Origin of the sequence: Stappia stellulata DSM 5886, assembly GCF_000423705.1 — a bacterium.
GTDB classification, from domain to species: domain Bacteria; phylum Pseudomonadota; class Alphaproteobacteria; order Rhizobiales; family Stappiaceae; genus Stappia; species Stappia stellulata.
This window is the reverse complement of sequence record NZ_AUIM01000004.1, coordinates 307,183-323,882: the sequence shown is the minus strand read 5'-3', so window position 1 is coordinate 323,882 and position 16,700 is coordinate 307,183. Positions and strand designations below refer to the sequence as shown.

Genomic DNA, 16,700 nt, shown 5'->3' with positions numbered 1-16,700 from the left:
GGGCAATCCCGGCAAGGATCCGGGTAATGACTGCCGCAGACGACGCGCGCTTTTCCAGGCAAGTGGACTTTCTCAAACAGCTCATTCGCGTGCCGAGCGAAAATCCGCCAGGGGACATGACCGACTTCGCCGAGGCAACGGCGGCCGCCTTGCGCGATCTCGGCTTCGAACCCGAATGGCACCCGGTGCCGGAGCCTTTCGTCCGCCAGGCGGGCATGCGCAGCGTCGTCAACCTCATCGTGCGGCGCAGTTTCGGCGACGGCGGCCCGGTCGTTGCGCTCAGCGCCCATGGCGATGTCATTCCGGCGGGTGAGGGGTGGAGTGTAGACCCCTTCGGCGCGGAGGAAGCCGGCGGCGCGCTTTACGGTCGCGGAACGGTGTTCGGCAAGTCCGACATCAGCGCCTATGTCTTCGCGCTTCTTGCCGTGTCCGACGCGCCCGACGGACTGAATGGCACGGTCGAAATTCACATCACCTGCGACGAGGAAGCCGGCGGCACGCTCGGACCGCGATGGTTGTTGGGGCAGGACCTCAGCAAGCCGGATTGCGTGATCGCCTCCGGTTTCAGCCGGTCCGTCACGACCGCACACAACGGATGCCTGCAGATCGAGATTGTCGTGCGCGGGCGGGCCGCACATGCGGCGGCGCCAGATGGCGGGGTCGACGCGCTCGAAACGGCAACCGGAATCCTCTCCGCGCTTTATGGCGAACGCGACAGGATCGCCGCAAAACGCAGCAAGATCGACACCGACATGCGGCCGCTCCTGACCATCGGCGTGATCCAGGGCGGGGTGAACACCAACGTCGTGCCCGATCGCGTGGCGCTGCGCGTCGATCGGCGCCTTATTCCCGAGGAAACCGGCGAGGCCGTCGAAGATGAGCTGTTTGCGCTGGTCGAGGCGGCGGTGGCGCCGCGCGAGGGCCTGGAGGTCGAATGCCGCAGGCTGCTGCTCGCTGAGCCGTTGAGGCCGGTCAAAGGCGCGGACACGCTCGCCGACATAGTTCAGACAGGCCTGCGCGAACGGTTTCCGGATCCGGGATCCCACACCACCGGTTCACCGTTGTTCAGCGATGCGCGCCATTATGCCGACGCCGGCATTCCCACGGTGCTTTATGGATCCGGTCCGGTATCGCTGGAGGCAGCCAATGCCTATTCGGCAGATGAACACGTGCAGCTGGAGGATCTTCGCGGCGCGACGGATGTGGTCGCCGCAGCCTTGCGGATGTTGCTCGACAGCGATCCGGTATCGCAGGCGTAAGCGCGGTGTCGAGCCAGCGCCATAGAAGGGCTGCGCATCGCTTTCCGTTCTCAAACGTCCGGTCAAAGGGCGCTCGCAAGGGGAAAATCCGGCAAGCGGATCGAATACGCCTAATTCGCATAATATATATTATGGAATATTTTTTGATTGAGACACGACGCCGATGGAGGTGCCGCCGGTCATTGGAATGCGTTTGATGCCGGGCACTTCGAACAGGTTCTTCAGTCCAGCCCCTTAGCGCGTTCGTCTTCGACTGTGCCCGAACCCGGCGCGCTCACGGGGCGACGCTTTCCTCCAGAAGTGCGTCGCGGTCCGTCGCCTCGACGACCTTGCGCGCCAGCGCAAGCGAGAAACCCTGTCGGCAGAGCGATGCGATTTCCTTGCGCTGTCGCTCCGGATCGGCTTCGCCCTTGCGCCAGGGTCCGAAGCGTTTCTTGCGTGCGGCAACGCAGGCGGCGGCGAGATCCGTCGTCTCGTCACGCGCCAGCAGCGTCTCGGCCATATCCTGGGAAATCCCCTTGGTCTGCAACACCGCGGCAATGCGACGGGTCGAGCGGCCCTTGCGGCGCTCGGATGCAATCTTCGATTCCGCATAGAGCCTGTCGTCGACGAGGCCGGAGGCTTCGCAGCGTGTAACGACAGCATCGATCATATGCGCGTAATCGGCCGGATCTTCCTCAAGCGCTGCGCACACGCGCCACACCTTGCGTTCGAGCACCCGGTGCAGATTGCCGGCGCTCGATCCGTATCGATCGAGATAGTGCAAGGCAGCGCGCATCAGCCGCTCTTCGGTCGGTGCGCGCATCTTGCGGCTCATTTCAGTCCGTCACCTGCGGCTCCGCGAAACCGCATCCCGTCGAAGGCCGGCACGACGCCATCCGGCAGTTCCCGCGTCAGCGTCGCATAATCCATGTCCACATGCATGTTCGTCAGGATCGCGGATTTCGGCTTGAAGGCACGAATGTTTTCAAGCGCATCGTCGAGCGAAAAGTGGCTCGGATGCGTTGTGCGGCGCAAGGCGTCGATCACCCATGTGTCCAGGTCCTCGAAGGCCGCCTGCGCTGTGTCCGGAATGCTTTTGACATCAGGCAGGTAGGCGACGTCACCGAAGCGAAAGCCCAGGGCGTTGATGTCGCCATGCGCCACCTCGACGGGCTGGAACGGGATCGGCCCGCCGGCACCATCGATCACGTAGCGCTTGCCCGCTTCGATGCGATGCTCCTTCAGGATCGGCGGATAGCTGGAGCCTTCCGGCGTCCTGAAGCCGTAGTAAAACAGATCGTGGGCGCGATCCGCCGTCGTTGCATCCATATGCACGGGAATGAGCTGGCGATGGGTGATCGCCAGCGGCCTGAGATCGTCGATGCCGTGCAGGTGATCGGCATGGGCATGGGTGAGGAGCACCGCATCCAGATAGGTCACCCGGGCATCGAGCAGTTGCTGGCGCAGATCCGGCCCCGCATCCACCAGAACGGTGGTGGTGCCGCCCTTCCCCGTCCGCTGCACCAGCAAGGCGCACCGCTTGCGGCGATTTTTCGGCTCATCCGGATCGCAGTCGCCCCAGATGTTGCCGACACGCGGCACGCCTGCGGAGGAGCCGCAGCCGAGGATCGTGAACTCCAACTCGCCATCCTGGCTCATTGCGCAGCGGCTCCCGGCACTTTCGAAAACAGGCGGAAGAAGTTCTCGCTGGTCTGACGGGCCATGTCTTCTTCCGGCACGCCGCGGGTTTCGGCGAGCACCTTGTTGGTATGGGCGACATAGGCCGGCTCGTTGCGCTTTCCGCGCCAGGGCTGCGGCGCAAGATAGGGCGCGTCGGTTTCGACAAGCAGCCGATCCGCCGGCAGATCGGCGGCGATCGCCCGCAACTCATCGGAGCGTTTGAACGTCAGGATGCCGGAGAACGAAACGTACAAACCGAGTTCGATGCCGGTCATTGCCAGATCGCGCCCCGACGAGAAACAATGCAGAAGTGCCGGAAATGCGCCCTTCTCCGTTTCCTCGGTCAGGATCCGGGCCATGTCGGCGTCGGCGTCGCGAGAATGGATGACGAGCGGCAGGCCGGTTTCACGCGCGGCGGCGATATGGCGGCGCAGGCCTTGTGCCTGCGCTTCGCGCGGCGCCTTGTCGTAGAAGTAATCGAGCCCGGCCTCGCCGATGGCGACGACTTTTTCATGCCCCGACAGGCGCACGAGATCCTTGGTCGTGACCGCCATTTCGGCGTCCTCGCCCGCATTGTGCGGATGGGTCCCGACGGAGCAATAGACGCAAGGATACTGCTCGGCAAGCGCGCGAATTCGCTCGAATTTCGCGACCCTTGTGCAGATCGTCACCATGAGGTCGATCCCGGCCTCGTTGGCGCGGTCTATGATCGCGTCGCGCTCGGCGTCGAAATCGGGAAAGTCGAGATGGCAATGGCTGTCGACCAGCATCAGGCGTCTCCGCTGTCGGTTGTCTCGGCCTCCACGTAACGCGGGAACACGCCGGCGGGTTTCGGCAGCTCGGTGCCGGGCGTCAGGCGCCCGTTCGTGCCGAGGCTGTCGAAACCGCGCGCGTTGCCGTCGACTTTCAGGAGATCGAGCAGCTTTTCCGCGCTTGTCGGCACCACCGGCTGCGCCAGGATTGAAACCTGCCGGATCACCTCGGCGGTTACATAGAGAACCGTTCCCATGCGCTCGGGGTCGGTCTTTTTCAGCGCCCAGGGCTCCTGACCGGCGAAGTAGCGGTTGGCCTCGCCGACGCAGGCCCACACGCAGGCAAGCATCTGGTGGATCGCCTGCCTGTCCATTGCCGCACGCGCGGTCTCCAGCATGGCATCGGCCTGGGCGAGGATCGCGGTGTCCTCGGCGCTCAGGTCTCCGGGCGTCGGCAGCGTGCCGCCGCAGTTCTTGCCGATCATCGAAAGCGAGCGCTGCGCCAGATTGCCGAGATCATTGGCGAGATCCGCATTGATCCGGTTGACGATGGCATCGTGGCTGTAGTTGCCGTCCTGTCCGAAGGGGACCTCGCGCAGGAAGAAATAGCGAACTGCATCCAGGCCGTAGTGGTCGATCAGCGCGAAGGGGTCGATCACGTTGCCGACCGACTTCGACATCTTCTCGCCCTTGTTGAACAGGAAGCCGTGAGCGAACACCCGCTTCGGCAGCTCAATGCCCGCCGACATGAGAAAGGCCGGCCAATAGACCGCGTGAAAGCGCACGATGTCCTTGCCGATCACATGCAGGTTTGCCGGCCAGAAGCGCCAGCGCGGATCGCTCTCGTCGGGAAAGCCCGCGCCGGTGAGATAGTTGGTGAGCGCATCCACCCAGACGTACATGACGTGACGCTGGTCGTCCGGCACGGGCACGCCCCAGTCGAAGGTGGTGCGCGAGATCGACAGGTCCCGGAGCCCGCGCTTGACGAAACTCACGACCTCGTTGCGGCGGTCGTCAGGTCCGATGAAATCCGGGTTGGCCTCGTAATGAGCGAGCAGTCTGTCCTGATAATCGGACAGGCGGAAGAAGTAGCTTTCCTCCTCCACCCATTCCACGGGCGATCCTTGCGGCCCGTAGCGCACGCCATCGTCGCGAAGCTCGGTTTCGCTTTCCTGGTAGTAGGCTTCGTCGCGCACAGAGTACCAGCCCGAATAGCTGTCCTTGTAGATGTCGCCGTTGGCGGCCATCCGGCGCCAGATTTCCTGGCTGGCGGCGTGATGGCGCGGCTCCACTGTGCGGATGAAATCGTCGTTCGAGCACCCGAGCGCCCCAACCATCTCCTGGAACCGCGCCGCATTGCGGTCGGCAAGCTCGCGGACCGGGATGCCCTCCCCGCGCGCGGTCTGCAGCATCTTCTGCCCGTGCTCGTCGGTGCCGGTCAGGAAGAGGACATCGCGCCCGTCCAGACGCTGAAAGCGGGCGATGGCGTCGGTCGCGATCGCCTCATAGGCGTGTCCGATGTGCGGCACGCCGTTGGGGTAGGAAATCGCCGTCGAGACGAGAAAGGGTGATCGGTCGGTCATGAACGTGTTGTCGATCCGCAGTTCGGTGGCAAAGGAAGGGCGCGGCGGGCTCCCGCATCCCGGTCAGGGCATCCGCGCCGTTTCCGCCAGATCGCGAAACACGTTCAACACGAGTTGTTTGCGGTCAAGGTTGAAGGCATCCGCCTCGCGGGCGGCGCGGTTCGTCTTTTCCCATACCTCGGCTACCCTGACAAGGCGCTGCAATGCGGGGCCGGATGCCGGATCGAGCCTTGCGTGCAGATGGTCTGCAACCAGATCCTGAAACAGCGTCCACGCGTCCTCCGCTCCGTTGCGCGACACCGCGTCTGCGAAGCCATGCACCTGCGCCACATCGACATCGGGAAGCTGCCTTACGAGCGCGGAAAATCCGTCGGCCAGTTCGATGGCATCGCTGGAGGCCAGCGTGATTGCCTTTCGCAAGCTCCCGTCGGCGAGTTCGGTGGCCCGTGCCGACTCGCGGGTGTTGGTGTCGGCGATGCCGAATTCCGCCAGACCGGCCGCGACCTCCCCGTCTGCGAGCGGCTTGGTCGACAGCATCCGGCAGCGCGAGCGGATGGTGGGCAACAACCGGCCCGGCGCATGGGCCAGAACGAGAAACAGCGAGCGTTTGGGCGGCTCTTCCAACACCTTCAGCAATGCGTTTGCCGCGTTCTGGTTCATGTCGTCCGCAGCGTCGACAATACAGATCCGCCACGACCCTTGTGCCCCGGTGGAGCCGAAGAACGGCACGGCGCGGCGCACTTCGTCGACGGTCAGGTCCTGCTTGAACTTGTCCTTGGACTTGCGCTTCGCATCATAGGGACGCTTGAGGTGCAGGATGCCCGGATGTGCGCCGGCGGCAACCTTGCGAAAGGTCGGGTCTTCGGGCGACAGCCAAAGATCGGACGCCGCTCGTGCTGCTTCCGATGAGGGGTCGGGGTGCGCAAGCACGAAGCGGGCGAAGCGGAACGCCAGCGTCGCCTTGCCGATTCCCTTGGGGCCCGAGAGGATCCAGGCATGATGCATGCGTGCCGAGCGGTAGGCGTCGAGCAGGACCGTTTCCGCCGGCGCGTGACCATACAGGAGCGTGCGTTCCCGAGGCAGCGGAATGCCATCCAGCGCGTCCGCTTCAAAAGCATGTGCGTCGTGCTGCTCCATTGGTCTAGCCTCCGATCCGGTCGCGGTCGGCATCGGGCGCGGCGGGGCCGGCATGGCCGAGATCGACGGGAAAGCGCGCACGCACCGCCTGCCAGATTTCTTCCGCCACCGTATCGGTTTGCGCGCTTCCGTCTACCACGACGAATCTTGCCGGCTCGGCTGCGGCGAGATCGAGAAAGAGCTGGCGACGGCGCATGTGCACCTCCCGTGTGTCGGTTTCGAACCGGTCGGGATCGGCGGTCGATCCGGCCGCGCCGCTGCGCGCGGCGACCCGCGACAGGCCGACATCGGGCGATACATCGATCAGGATCGTCATGTCCGGGCGGTATCCGCCAATGGCAACCGCCTCCAGCCGTGCCAGAAACGCGGTATCGACACCGGCCTCGCCCTGATAGACGCGGGTGCTGTCGGCGAACCGGTCGCACAGGACCCAGCGCCCGGCACCAAGAGCCGGGCGAATGGTTTCATCGACATGATCGGCGCGGGCGGCGGCAAACATCACCGCTTCCATTTCCGCTCCGAGCGGCTTGACCTTGCCGGACAAAAGCAGATCGCGGATGGTCTCGGCGGTTGGCGACCCGCCCGGCTCGCGCGTTACCAGGGCTTCAATCCCGGCCGCGGAAAGACGGTCCTTCAAACGGGCGATCTGGGTCGACTTTCCCGCCCCCTCTCCCCCCTCGAAGGTGATGAAGCGGCCGGGTCTTGGCCCGGTAGCGGGCGCATTCCCACGTGCGCGGCCGCGTTTTTCATCCTTCATCAAGCCACCATCCGAACAGGGTTTCGCGCAGGGCGTCGGCGGCCCGGCTGGTCACCGTGCCCCGTTCAACCGCCTCGGCGGTTGTCAGCGGCACCCGAAAGACCACATTCCGGTCGCGCATCACCCGCAGTTCACCGACAGTCTTGCCGCGTTCCACCGGCGCCTTCAGGGGACCGGTATAGACCACCCTCAAACGGTAGTCGCGCTTGCTACCACGCGGCAGCAGAACGTCCACAGGCTCGCGCGCCAGAAGGTCTACGCTCGGTTGCGTGCCGCCGAAAACGCGGGCCTGTGCGAGCACCGCGCCCCTTTCGAACAGGACGACGTCCTCGAAGTCCTTTTCCAGGCTGTCGAAGAGAGCCTTCAGCGCGTCGATTCGCGCATCGGCGGAGGGATGTCCGGCAACCACCCCGATCAGGCGGCGGTTTGCCCGGATGAGCGAACCGACGCCGTTGTAGCCGGATTTGTCGCTGGAGCCGGCGGCCAGCCCGTCAACCCCGGCAATCCCCCCGATCAGCGGGTTCTTGTTGCGTTGGAATATGCCGTTCCAGGTAAAATCGGGAAGGCTGAAAAGCTCGTAGCGGTCCATGTGTCGGGACAGGATGAAGCCCGCCAACCGTCCCAGGTCGGCGGCGGTGGTGACAGCGCCGGGCGCGTCCTGACCGGTCGGGTTCGCAAACCGGCTTCCGGTCATGCCGATGCGTTCCGCCAATGCGTTCATGCGCGCGGCAAATGCGTCTTCGCTGCCCTCAAGTCCTTCCGCAAGGATGATCGCGGCGTCATTCGCATTCTGGACGAGCAGCCCTTTCAGCAAGTCGAGGACGGGCACCTCGCTTTTCAGCGCCGCGAACATCGTCGCGCCGCCGGAGGGAGCGCCGCCGCTGCGCCAGGCATGTTCGCTGACGGGGAACGCGGTGTCCTCGGCGATCTCCCCGGACGACAGCGCTTCGAAGACCGCGGCGGCGGTCATCAGTTTGGCGGTGGAGCCGGGTTGGATGGCGACACTTGCATTGCGGCTGTTCAGCAGGGTGCCGGTGCTGAAATCGAGAAGCAGCGCTGGCGGTTCGGCTTTCTTGTCCTCGGCTGTGTCCTGCGCCAGGGGCGGCGAGGTCGCTGCAACGAGGAAGAACAAGGCGGCAAGCGCTGAAGACCACGTACGCCCAATCATTTCGACAACACCTTCATGGCCTGACGTCACGACGAAAAGCGTCCCGGCCGTTTCGGACCGGGACGTAGAACATAACGGCCATGTGTGCCTGCGCCTACCGGCTTGTCCACATGCTGATCAGCGTGTCTTGTCTGCGAGCTCGGACAACGAAGATCCGCCCTCGATTTCCGCAAACGCACTGTAGGCCGCCGCGATCCGGCGGTCAGCCACATAGGACGAAATCGCCGATCCGGCAACGAAGGTCCCGCCGGTCTCGCGGCTGCCGATGCCGCCGGGCAGAGCCTGAGACCCGGAGGCGGCCGGGGTGTTGTAGCCGAGCGCGGGCGACGTTTGGCCGGCCGCACCGGAAAAGCCGTTGAGCGAGGCAACACGCACGGCATTTTCGCCGGCTTCGAAGGCGATGGCCGGATCGAATGCGGCGGTGACCGTGTTGGAGAAGCTGGCGTTGCTGGCAAGGGCAGCGCCATAGGGGCGACCGCGCGGCACCGGCGCCGGTCCGACAAGGCCGGCCGGCGGCGTCGCCTGCGCCAGCAGGGTACCCGGCTGCGTCGCGCCGGGCGCCACGGCTCCGGGACCGCGATAGGAGGCCATCAGATAGGATTCGTCGAGACCGTCCAGACGGGCGCGTCCGATGTATTCGACCTTGACCTTGGCCACACCCTTGGACTTGTAGTCCAGCATGGTTGCGGCGCGTTCCGACAGATCGATCGTGCGCTTGCCGTGGAACGGCCCGCGGTCGTTGACCCGCACGATCAGCGAGCGGCCATTGGTCACATTGGTGACGCGGGCATAGGAGGGAATCGGCATCGTCGTGTGCGCGGCGGTCAGGGCGTTGCGGTCGAACACCTCGCCATTCGCGGTCTGGCGACCGTGGAAGGTCGGTCCGTACCAGGATGCAAGCCCGACCGATTCGTAATTCGGATCGTCCTTCGGGCGATACCATTTGCCGGCAATCTTGTAGGGCTTGCCGACCATGTAGCGCCCGCCACCCTTGGGAACAGGCTTGTTGTCCGCGACGACCTTGGGACTGGCTGCCACGCCATACTTCTCTTCGCTGAACTTCACCTTCTTCTTGCCTGTCGGCGCCGAGCTGCAGGCAGCCAGAACGAGGCAAAGCGCTGTGACAGCAATAGCGGGAGCCGGTTTGCGCCCACCGAAAAAACCGCCGGCGACGGTTGAAACCGGTCGCGGAAAGGCGCGAAGAAGGCCTTGTGAGGAGCCCGGTGCCCGGCGAAACTCCGCCGGATCCTTGCCTGTCGTCATGTTGCCGCCCTACTCGATACTCTTGCCGGCAAACGAGGCGATGTGTCCGGCGCGACTGGCGCACCCGCACCCGGTTCTTCCGGGGGACAGGAAACCACCCCTCGCCTTTTCCGGCCAAGGTCGGCTTTCCCGCAAGACGACACCGCAGCGCTCTACGCACCGGCGGAACCCTGATTGCGTCGCGATGCGGCCCCCCTAATGGCGCATCACAACCCGTCTAGCATGGGATCCCTTACCGCAAGGTGAAAGCCGGGTCGAGCGAAACAGGCTTCGGTCATGACGTTTTCAACATGGGTGTCGCCTTTCGGTCGCACTGCCGAAGTCACACCGTCAGTTTCCGATTCGCGCGCGGCCGTTCAATCCGTCGTCCCGGGTCCAGTAGAGCGTGCTCCCCTCGCCCTTCGAGAGGGTGAAACAGAACTGCTTGCCGTCGTACCAGCTCTGCCATTTCTGGCAGAGGCGATTGCCGCGCACCCACCAGCGTCCCTCGTCGTTTGGCTGCATGAACCGGCCGAGTCCAACCGCGTCGCCGGAGCCGTCGACCGTGCCGTTGGTCTGGTAGTAGAGCGGAAACTCGCCGCCAAGGGGCGTCTTCAGGTAAATGCGCTTGCCGGACACCACCTGCTTGATTTCGCTTTGAGAGAGCTGGGTATTGGCCTGCGCTGTTGCGGACAGGGCTGCGCAGGACAGCAGTCCGATGGCCACCAGACCGCTCTTCATGAATGCTTCGGGCATGATCGTCTCCCTTGATCCTCGTCACTTCCAGCCATAGAGGCCGGGACGGAATTGCTTGCCTGCCCGGGTTACGCCCGCGCGACGGCGCCGGATCAGGGAGGCCAATGACGCTTTTGTGATGCGGGTCACAGTCCGATTGAAAGAGTTGAACTAGAACCGGGGCCATGGCGCGTGCCCCCGCGCCATACGCCGGCACTCCGGCGCTACCGCCGATCCGGTCCCTGCCTCGACCTTCCGGATCGGCGGTTTTCCTTTGCCCGCAACGCAGCGGGGCGATCCCACTTGACAATGAAGAGCCACCCGGCCAAACGGGAGCCAACGGAAGAGTGGCCGAGTGGTTGAAGGCACCGGTCTTGAAAACCGGCAGGCGGGCAACCGTCTCGTGGGTTCGAATCCCACCTCTTCCGCCATAGTCAAATACTGAATCCGTCCAAGGTGTAACGCGCAAGAACACATGGCACAGAACCGGGATTAGGTGAGAATTGGCGAAAACAGCCGAAAACCATTGATATTGAATAATTATTCGAGATTGCCCGTGCGCATATCTGAAAATTGGCGCGCAAGATCAAATGGCACAAAACGGCGGCAAGCGCGAAATCGCGGCGAGAAAGATCAGCAGAAAACCGCCAATCTGATGCCAGAGGTGGGAAATCTGCTTCCCACCTAAAAACCCCGGTTTTCCGCCGTTTTACATTTCGAAGTGGGAACTCGCGATCTGCTCGCGTCCCGCCGCCTTCGCATTGAGAACTCTGACCAACGCGCAAGAGTTTGAGTTCCCGGAAATCCGCCAATTCCGTTCAGAAAGTCTGACGCGACGCGCGCCCTAAATTGACGCAACTCGACACCCGAATAGCGTGCATTTACGGATTGTAAAACTTGCCAGCGATGCAATTATCAGTAGCACTGGCAACCGAACTGCCATCAAGCCTGCTGTTTACCGGTTCCGGGTTCTTCGGTGGCTGCTCGCAGTCGTTTTTTCAAACGGGTTTCCAACCAGGTTAGAAGCGCCATCAACTCGTCCGCATCGGATGGGTCCTCGGCGCGTGCCAGGAGCGCATTGTAGGCGTCAGCCTGCTCGTCCAGAACGGCATCCGGCGGAAGCTTGATCCCTTCTTCCTTGTGGACCCGCGTTACAAGACGGCCGACCTTGCGGAACAATGCCGGGTTGATCGAAGGCGCCGCGCTCGCCGGAGCCTTTGACGGATCGGCGAACATCTCACCCGCGCCTGTGAGGAGCCAGTTTACATCTATTCCGAGCTTCTCACGGTACGCAGCTAGCACGTGCGCTGTCGGCACATTCTCGCCGCGCTCATACAACGCAAGAGAATCTTTTCCAAATCCCAACGACTTAGCGAACTCCGCGCGAGGCGTATCGCCCAAGCGTCGGCGAACCTCGCGCAGCCGAAAACCGAGATCGGTCTTCGGGGGGCTTTCGGGTCGAGCCACTACACCCACCATTAAATGAAAATCCTCATTTACAAAAAGAGGATCATCATTTATCCCTGTTTTATCGGCCCGTGATTTAGGGCCGTTGTTTCACATCAACCGTTCAAAGAAACCGGCCTGTTACCGCAGGCCGGTTTCGAAAGGGGTAGCCCATGAAGCCCGGAACGCCTCCCGCCTGGGACCAGCATTCCATCAAGGCCGAGCTGCACCGGCGTGGCATGACACTTTCCGCGCTGGCCGAGAGCATCGGAATGAAGCCCAACAGCTTCGGCCACATCTGGACGCGCAAAAATAGCAAGGCTGAGAAGGCGATTGCCGACTTCCTTGAGGTGCCCGTCGAACAGCTCTTTCCCGATCGGTATCCGATCAAGAAAACCCGCATTCTTTCTAGCAGGTATGCGCGGCGTGCCACCAGCGGCAATCGCGGCCAGGACCGCGCGGCGGCATGAACCTGTCGCCACGCGAAATCCTCGCCAAGAAGCGGGAGGCTCAGGGGGCCTTGCTCGCGGAGGTTACGGCTGATCTGGGCGCCAAGATGCACGACCATTTCAGGGCCGCCGTCCGCGATGCGGTGCGCGAGGTCCTACCGGAGGTTCTGGACGAGCTTCGCCAGACGGAAGGATCAGGGCGATGAGCCGGCGGGTTTCCTCGTCGGCGAAGGCGCGCACATATGGCGGCGTGCCCTCCGGCCAATCGAATAGCGCGCGCTCGGCCACCTCTCGGGCAGCGGTGGTGACGCCGGGCTTTATCCCCTCAAGGCCGGCAGCCAGGCAGCGCAGGATCACATCGCGGACGTTCTCGCGGTGCTCGCGCAGCCAATCCATGTCGGTCTGTTCCATCAATCATCTCCATCGTTCTTTCGCCGCCCAACCGGCCACCTGCCGAGAGCGTAGTACCGCCCCGATTGATCGGGACAGGCAAAACGTCCGTCGGCGCCCTGACAAAGGAGTGTCGAAATGACGGCTCTTCCGTCTGCAAACCGCGCTTTTCCTGACAACAGTCTCCCGGTGCCGGGACGGTCTCAAAAGGCCGTGTTGCTGAAAGTCTCCGCCAGCGGCGAGACCTATTTCCACAAGGGCAAGACACATCAAATCGAGGCCGACGGCGGCGGAACCATCGTCGTTGCTGAGACCAGTTTTTTCGAAGGCGACGCGCACCGGTTCGGCTCGCTCTGCGAAGCCCAAGCGGAAGCCGACTGGCTCAATGCGCGCGGGATCGGCGGCGCACCCTGGCACGCAATCGAGGTGCCGGCCTGATGAGATCGCGCGACCTGCGTCAGTGGTCGGGTGGCGGGGCTACCCGCGTTTCCTCCCCAACTGGCCGGGCCGTGCGGCGGCAGGCCCGGCCGCTTTTCGGGGACAACAAGATTACCGGGATGAAACACATGACTGCACACACCATCAGGGATCTGGATCTGGCTGCAATCGACGCGACCGATCGCCTGCGCAAGGCCCTGCCGGCGCGCGTCGAAGCCCTTGCGGAAGATCTCGATCAACGCGGACTGCTGACGCCTATCGAAGCGGTCGGACCGAACGACGATGGCGGTTATCGGTTGATCTATGGGGCGCACCGGCTTGCGGCCGCACAACAACTCGAATGGGCAACCATCCCGTCCATTGTCCATGCACCTGAAGCCTTCGCCGACGAAGCCCAAACCCGTCTTCGGGAGATCCGCGAGAACCTGATGCGGTTCGAGTTGAACCCATTGGAACGGGCCGTCGCGATTACCGCATGGCGGGACATCTACGAGGCCGCGCATGGCAAGGTGAAACCGGGTCGGAAGCCGAAAAAAGCGGATGCCGGAATTAGTGCAAACATTGCACGAATTCAGCCGAGCGGGGATCTCGACGATCAAAGTGCTAAGTTGGCAGTTTGCTTCTCGGAGGCAGCTCAGGCCGCATTCGGCCTGAGCCAGCGGGCGATCTATCTGGCGCTCCAGATCGCAACGATCTCGCCCGACATCCGCGACCGCATCGCCGACAGCCCGCTCGCCGGCAACCAGTCCGAACTCCTGAAACTCTCTGACCAATCGCCGGACCGGCAAGCGCAGATCATCGGTCTCATTCTGGCGGAGCCACCCACGGCGACAAGCGTCGACGAGGCAATTGCCGTGATCGACAAGACCCAGCCGGCACAGACGCCAAAGCCTTGGGAGAAGGTGTCGGATCGGTTCTCACGGCTCAAGCGAGCGGAGCAACATCGCTTCTTCGAGGCGCATCGTGACGCCATCGACCTCTGGTTGGCGGAGCGAGGCTAACCGTCATGTCCCGCCGTCGCGATACCCAAACGCAAGATCTGTTTTCCTGGACCCCGCCGCAAGTCACGGTCGGGCTCGGCGAGGAACAGTCAAGCCGTGGTGCGCTCGACAGTCAGATTGCACGCATGGTGTCGCGGGGGCTGCGCGAGGCACGCGAGGGCGGTGTGTCGCGTGCGGAGATCGCCCGACAGATATCCGAGACACTCGGGCGGGCGGTTTCTGAGACCACCCTCGACAAATGGGCGTCCGAAGCATCCGAGGAACATCGAATTCCGTTGGACGCATTCATTGCCCTGGTTGAAGCAACCGGCTGTCAGGGACTGCTTGGGGCGATCGTCGAGCGCTTCGGGTTGGTCGTGGTCGATGCGCGCTATGCCGACCTGATCGAATTGCACCTAATCGAAGAGCACGAACGCGACGTCGCGGCGCGCAAGGCCTCCCTTGAAGCCAAGTGGAGGGCGCGGCGATGAAGGAATGGTTCACCGCACGCGAGGCCGCCGAACTCGACCTGCCGGGATTGCCCGAAACGGAAAGCGGCATTCTTCGCGCAGCCGAGCGCGAGAGCTGGCACGAACACCCATTCTTGTCTCGTACCCGGAAAGGCCAGCGCGGCGGAGGCCGCGAGTACCATTTCCGGCTCTTCCCGACCGAAGCGCAGCTTGAATTCACGCGGCGCGCGCTCGCCGTGCGCCGGGAAGTGACACGGGACGCCGACGGCAATACGAAGCTGACCTTCAGCGGCACCGAGGCCGCACGCGTCAACCGGGATGCGCGCCTTGCCATCGTCAAGGCGTTCGAGAGCTTCTCGGCCGGCCTGACTCTCGGCCTGTCGTCCCGGCTCCAGATCTTCGCCGATCGCTACAACACCCACTCGATCGAGGTCGAGGACTGGATCAGGGATACCGTTCCCCAGCTGTCCAAGCGCTCCCTGCAAAGGTGGCGCTCCGCGAAACGCGCCGGCAAGGCCGATGCATTGGCAGTCGATCGCTCCACCGCCCGCAAGGGCAAGGGCGTTCTCGACACGGCAAATGGCGGCGCGGTCCGAGTCTTCATTCTGGCGCTGGTCGCCCATCAACCGCATCTTTCGGCCGATCATATCCGCACGCTGTGCCGGGACGAATTCGGCGAGACGCTGCAGGTGGAGCGGCAGGGCCGAATGGCATCCGTCGAAACCCCGCCGGTTCGCACGTTCCAGCACTTTTTGAAGCGGCTTAAAGAGACCGAAAAAGTCGCGCTGACGAAGCTGTCCAACCCGGACAAATACCGTTCCACGATGGCGCCCGCCGGCATCGGCGCGCTGCGGCACATTCGCGAGCCGAATGCGCTTTGGCAGATCGACGCCTCACCGGTGGATGCGCTTTGCACCGACGGACGGCATGCGATCTACGCCTGCATCGATATCGCAACACGGCGCACGCTCTTCTATGTATCAAAGACCCCGCGCGCTTCCGCCGTCGCCATGCTGCTGCGCCGTGCCATTCTCACCTGGGGTGTGCCGGACACGATCAAGACCGACAACGGGTCGGACTTTATCGCCAACGACACCAAACGCCTGTTCGCCGCGCTCGATATAGAGATGGACGTTTCCGACGCCTATAGCCCGCAGCAAAAGGGCCACGTCGAGCGCGTCATCAAGACCTTCCAGCACGATTGCGCCACGCTGCTGCCGGGGTTTGTCGGCCACAACGTCGCCGACCGGAAGGCGATAGAGGACCGCAAGAGCTTCGCCGACCGTCTCGGCGCGGATACCGCCGATCTCTTCGACGTGTCCATGACCGGACTGGAATTGCAGCGCTTCGCCGATGCCTGGACGGAGACGCGCTACAATCACCGCCCGCACTCAGCCCTCAAGGGCAAGACGCCGGCTCAAGCCGCGATGGCTTCCGATGCGGAGATCCGCACGGTCGATGCGCGCGCCCTCGACATCCTGCTCATGCCGGTCGCCGGCAAGGACGGTCTGCGGACGGTTACCAAGCAAGGCATCCGGATCGATCACTTCCATTACGTGATCAACGCAGCCCTTCCCGGCACCCAGGTCTTCGTTCGCATGGACCCCAACGACGCCGGGCGCGTGATTGTCTTCGACGCCGGCGACGGGACCTTTATCGACGAGGCGATCTGTCCCGAGCTTGCCGGCATCCACCCGTCGACGGTGCTTGCGGCCAAGCGCGAAGCACAGTCTGAGACCCTGGACGCCGCAACACGTGAAGCGAAGCGGCACATTCGCGAGATCACCAAGGGTCGCCCGCTGATCGAACGGGTTCTCGACGTTGCTGCGCGCGACGTTCCGAACGTGGTGTCACTGCCCAGGCGCGAGAGCGAACACACGACCGCCGACATTCGAAACGCGCTGGATGCCGTTGCCGAGCCGGCGGCTCCCCAAAAGAGCACCCGTGAAGCCAAGGCAATGGCCGAACTGCGGAGCGAACTTACGGCGCCGGTTCCCGAGCGGGCGAAGGTGACCCCCATCCGGTCGCAGGAGACGCCACAGCTCCGGTTCAAGCGCGCGCTCGATCTGGAAGCGCGCCTGGAGGCCGGTGAGGAACTGGAAACAACAGAGGCCATGTGGCTCGGCGGCTATCAGGCCGGCCCCGAATACCGTGCGCTCGCGTTGATGAGCGAGGACTTCGGCGGCTGAGCGCCGCCCACAAAAAAAGAGCCCCGGCGAACCGGAACCCTTC

17 protein-coding genes and 1 tRNA gene are annotated in these 16,700 nt (G+C 63.6%); 7 read left to right on the top strand and 11 right to left on the bottom strand.

What is annotated here, in order from left to right:
• Positions 1–26 precede the first annotated feature (26 nt).
• Positions 27–1,259, top strand: a complete 1,233-nt coding sequence (locus tag G572_RS0101735) for a M20/M25/M40 family metallo-hydrolase (protein WP_029057009.1) — start codon at positions 27–29, stop codon at positions 1,257–1,259.
• Positions 1,260–1,533: 274 nt separating this feature from the next.
• Here the strand turns inward: G572_RS0101735 and G572_RS0101730 are convergent, their stop codons facing one another.
• From G572_RS0101730 to G572_RS0101690, 9 genes are all read right to left on the bottom strand, one after another.
• Positions 1,534–2,076, bottom strand: coding sequence for a regulatory protein RecX (locus G572_RS0101730; protein ID WP_029057008.1), 543 nt, complete (start codon positions 2,074–2,076; stop codon positions 1,534–1,536).
• On the bottom strand, positions 2,073–2,900 hold the full coding sequence (locus G572_RS0101725) for an MBL fold metallo-hydrolase (RefSeq protein WP_029057007.1): 828 nt from the start codon (positions 2,898–2,900) through the stop codon (positions 2,073–2,075). Before G572_RS0101725 ends, G572_RS0101730 begins: the two co-directional genes overlap by 4 nt.
• On the bottom strand, positions 2,897–3,691 hold the full coding sequence (locus G572_RS0101720) for a TatD family hydrolase (RefSeq protein WP_029057006.1): 795 nt from the start codon (positions 3,689–3,691) through the stop codon (positions 2,897–2,899). The genes G572_RS0101725 and G572_RS0101720 overlap by 4 nt, the downstream gene beginning before the upstream one ends.
• Positions 3,691–5,256, bottom strand: a complete 1,566-nt coding sequence (gene metG / locus G572_RS0101715; protein WP_029057005.1) for a methionine--tRNA ligase — start codon at positions 5,254–5,256, stop codon at positions 3,691–3,693. The genes G572_RS0101720 and metG overlap by 1 nt, the downstream gene beginning before the upstream one ends.
• 63 nt (positions 5,257–5,319) lie before the next feature.
• Complete coding sequence (locus G572_RS0101710; RefSeq protein WP_029057004.1) at positions 5,320–6,393, bottom strand: DNA polymerase III subunit delta'; 1,074 nt, start codon at positions 6,391–6,393, stop codon at positions 5,320–5,322.
• A gap of 4 nt (positions 6,394–6,397) precedes the next feature.
• A complete protein-coding gene (tmk, locus tag G572_RS0101705; protein WP_051241457.1) occupies positions 6,398–7,150 on the bottom strand; it encodes a dTMP kinase in 753 nt (250 codons plus the stop codon).
• Positions 7,140–8,318, bottom strand: a complete 1,179-nt coding sequence (locus tag G572_RS0101700) for a D-alanyl-D-alanine carboxypeptidase family protein (protein WP_029057002.1) — start codon at positions 8,316–8,318, stop codon at positions 7,140–7,142. The genes tmk and G572_RS0101700 overlap by 11 nt, the downstream gene beginning before the upstream one ends.
• A 117-nt stretch (positions 8,319–8,435) precedes the next feature.
• On the bottom strand, positions 8,436–9,383 hold the full coding sequence (locus G572_RS22060; protein ID WP_342664753.1) for a septal ring lytic transglycosylase RlpA family protein: 948 nt from the start codon (positions 9,381–9,383) through the stop codon (positions 8,436–8,438).
• A 528-nt stretch (positions 9,384–9,911) separates the two neighbouring features.
• Entirely contained in the window at positions 9,912–10,316 is a 405-nt protein-coding gene (locus G572_RS0101690; RefSeq protein ID WP_051241455.1) for a hypothetical protein, read from the bottom strand.
• 320 nt (positions 10,317–10,636) lie between these two features.
• Between G572_RS0101690 and G572_RS0101685 the strand changes: the two genes are divergently transcribed.
• Positions 10,637–10,726: transfer RNA gene (locus G572_RS0101685), tRNA-Ser, on the top strand.
• Positions 10,727–11,237: 511 nt separating this feature from the next.
• Here G572_RS0101685 and G572_RS0101680 read toward each other — a convergent pair.
• Positions 11,238–11,774: a helix-turn-helix domain-containing protein gene (locus G572_RS0101680; protein WP_208978995.1), complete on the bottom strand. Its 537-nt coding sequence runs from the start codon at positions 11,772–11,774 to the stop codon at positions 11,238–11,240.
• Positions 11,775–11,914: 140 nt separating this feature from the next.
• Between G572_RS0101680 and G572_RS0101675 the strand changes: the two genes are divergently transcribed.
• Positions 11,915–12,211: a helix-turn-helix domain-containing protein gene (locus G572_RS0101675; RefSeq protein WP_029056999.1), complete on the top strand. Its 297-nt coding sequence runs from the start codon at positions 11,915–11,917 to the stop codon at positions 12,209–12,211.
• 99 nt (positions 12,212–12,310) lie between these two features.
• On the opposite strand, the gene G572_RS26160 is transcribed toward G572_RS0101675, so the two are convergent.
• Positions 12,311–12,601, bottom strand: coding sequence for a hypothetical protein (locus tag G572_RS26160; RefSeq protein WP_156884452.1), 291 nt, complete (start codon positions 12,599–12,601; stop codon positions 12,311–12,313).
• 117 nt (positions 12,602–12,718) lie between these two features.
• Between G572_RS26160 and G572_RS0101665 the strand changes: the two genes are divergently transcribed.
• The 4 genes from G572_RS0101665 (at position 12,719) to G572_RS0101650 (ending at position 16,657) form a co-directional block, all read left to right on the top strand.
• Positions 12,719–13,018 (top strand): hypothetical protein, encoded by a 300-nt coding sequence (locus G572_RS0101665; protein ID WP_029056997.1) that lies wholly within the window; start codon positions 12,719–12,721, stop codon positions 13,016–13,018.
• A 128-nt stretch (positions 13,019–13,146) separates the two neighbouring features.
• Positions 13,147–14,019 (top strand): ParB N-terminal domain-containing protein, encoded by an 873-nt coding sequence (locus G572_RS0101660; RefSeq protein WP_029056996.1) that lies wholly within the window; start codon positions 13,147–13,149, stop codon positions 14,017–14,019.
• A 5-nt stretch (positions 14,020–14,024) separates the two neighbouring features.
• Entirely contained in the window at positions 14,025–14,489 is a 465-nt protein-coding gene (locus G572_RS0101655; RefSeq protein ID WP_029056995.1) for a hypothetical protein, read from the top strand.
• Positions 14,486–16,657, top strand: coding sequence for a Mu transposase C-terminal domain-containing protein (locus G572_RS0101650; RefSeq protein ID WP_029056994.1), 2,172 nt, complete (start codon positions 14,486–14,488; stop codon positions 16,655–16,657). The genes G572_RS0101655 and G572_RS0101650 overlap by 4 nt, the downstream gene beginning before the upstream one ends.
• The last annotated feature ends 43 nt before the right edge of the window (positions 16,658–16,700 follow it).

Bases quoted from the DNA above. Each gene is read 5' to 3' on its own strand.
- G572_RS0101735 (WP_029057009.1), top strand. From the start codon at position 27: ATGACTGCCGCAGACGACGCGCGCTTTTCCAGGCAAGTGGACTTTCTC.
- G572_RS0101730 (WP_029057008.1), bottom strand. From the start codon at position 2,076: ATGAGCCGCAAGATGCGCGCACCGACCGAAGAGCGGCTGATGCGCGCT.
- G572_RS0101725 (WP_029057007.1), bottom strand. From the start codon at position 2,900: ATGAGCCAGGATGGCGAGTTGGAGTTCACGATCCTCGGCTGCGGCTCC.
- G572_RS0101720 (WP_029057006.1), bottom strand. From the start codon at position 3,691: ATGCTGGTCGACAGCCATTGCCATCTCGACTTTCCCGATTTCGACGCC.
- metG (WP_029057005.1), bottom strand. From the start codon at position 5,256: ATGACCGACCGATCACCCTTTCTCGTCTCGACGGCGATTTCCTACCCC.
- G572_RS0101710 (WP_029057004.1), bottom strand. From the start codon at position 6,393: ATGGAGCAGCACGACGCACATGCTTTTGAAGCGGACGCGCTGGATGGC.
- tmk (WP_051241457.1), bottom strand. From the start codon at position 7,150: ATGAAGGATGAAAAACGCGGCCGCGCACGTGGGAATGCGCCCGCTACC.
- G572_RS0101700 (WP_029057002.1), bottom strand. From the start codon at position 8,318: ATGATTGGGCGTACGTGGTCTTCAGCGCTTGCCGCCTTGTTCTTCCTC.
- G572_RS0101690 (WP_051241455.1), bottom strand. From the start codon at position 10,316: ATGCCCGAAGCATTCATGAAGAGCGGTCTGGTGGCCATCGGACTGCTG.
- G572_RS0101680 (WP_208978995.1), bottom strand. From the start codon at position 11,774: ATGGTGGGTGTAGTGGCTCGACCCGAAAGCCCCCCGAAGACCGATCTC.
- G572_RS0101675 (WP_029056999.1), top strand. From the start codon at position 11,915: ATGAAGCCCGGAACGCCTCCCGCCTGGGACCAGCATTCCATCAAGGCC.
- G572_RS26160 (WP_156884452.1), bottom strand. From the start codon at position 12,601: ATGGAACAGACCGACATGGATTGGCTGCGCGAGCACCGCGAGAACGTC.
- G572_RS0101665 (WP_029056997.1), top strand. From the start codon at position 12,719: ATGACGGCTCTTCCGTCTGCAAACCGCGCTTTTCCTGACAACAGTCTC.
- G572_RS0101660 (WP_029056996.1), top strand. From the start codon at position 13,147: ATGACTGCACACACCATCAGGGATCTGGATCTGGCTGCAATCGACGCG.
- G572_RS0101655 (WP_029056995.1), top strand. From the start codon at position 14,025: ATGTCCCGCCGTCGCGATACCCAAACGCAAGATCTGTTTTCCTGGACC.
- G572_RS0101650 (WP_029056994.1), top strand. From the start codon at position 14,486: ATGAAGGAATGGTTCACCGCACGCGAGGCCGCCGAACTCGACCTGCCG.